This window comes from Kistimonas scapharcae (assembly GCF_039540975.1).
Lineage (GTDB): Bacteria > Pseudomonadota > Gammaproteobacteria > Pseudomonadales > Endozoicomonadaceae > Kistimonas > Kistimonas scapharcae.
In genome coordinates this window covers 1-1,131 of record NZ_BAABFL010000078.1, presented here as the reverse complement: position 1 = coordinate 1,131, position 1,131 = coordinate 1, and the positions used below count along the sequence as shown (strand labels likewise).

The window sequence follows — 1,131 nt, the reverse complement described above, 5'->3', positions numbered from 1 at the left end:
CAGGCTGTTGCCAACCGTGAGGCGGTGGCGCATGAAGGCGACAGTGTTCGGGTGGTGCCGGTTCAGCAGGAGATCGAGGAGCGGGAGCAGGCCCAGCGTCAGGCGTGGGAAGATGAGGTTGCTTCCACTCCGGGGCTGGCTGATGATCCCGGCACCGTTAATCCGGATACCATCGAGCAGGATACAGTTGATCAGGATGAATATGTTCCTCCGCAGCAGACCGAGTTGCTGGTTGAACAGCCCGAGCAAACTGCGGTAGCGTTAGAGCCACAACAACAAGACACCACGGAGCAGAGTGATGACGGACAAGGAGAAAGCGTACCGGCCAGCGACAGTGGCGGAACTGGAGTGGTTGGTGAAGCAGATGAAAGAACACGAGGAGTTGGTGGGGCCAGAGGAAGCGAAACGAACACCACTAACAGCAAAAACACAGGCGTTGATAGCCAGCCAAGGAATGACGGTGGACGAAGCTCTCGCAGCGCAGATAACACCAGAGAGCGACAAGCAGATATTCGACCAGATTATGGAGCAATCGAAAAAACAAAAAGAATACAAGAACAAGTAGCATTCATTGAGGATGAAGTAAGAGCATCCCTCGAACAAGCGAAAGCAGCATTGTTTAGCAATAGTGATGTTGTCAGACGAGGGGAGTTTACAAGAGCTAGAGGCAAGTTAATGCGCCGAGGCTTCACCAAAACCGAAGCCGAAATCGCCATTGTCTATACCTTCCTGAAGGAGCACTGGGGCAAATACGACGCCAGCCAGGAAGCCGCCGATACCGTCAGTGAATCTGCACTCGGCAGGGAAGCCGAGTTTGACGACGGTATCCAGCTCACCGAGGCCAGCGAACAATCGACACTCGACGCCTTCAGGGGAGAACTGAAAAACGTCTCTGCCCAATACAAGAAAGAGGCCGAGCACGAGCTGGCGGCACTCCACCATATTTACCCGACCCATCAGGCGGAGATCGTCACACGAGAAACCCGTCAGGGCAACAAGACCGTCAAGACCTACGGCCTGCAACCCAAGGTCCCCGAACTGGGTGGCAAGACATATGCGGGTATCCGCACCTTTGACAGCGAACCTCTGGCACGGATGAATGCGAACTACCGCAACCGTGAATATCCGGAT

1 protein-coding gene is annotated in these 1,131 nt (G+C 54.7%); it reads left to right on the top strand.

The window, feature by feature from the left end; translation table 11 throughout:
* The coding region (locus ABD892_RS04380; RefSeq protein ID WP_345194149.1) for a hypothetical protein at positions 1–1,131 on the top strand (1,131 nt) is incomplete at both ends.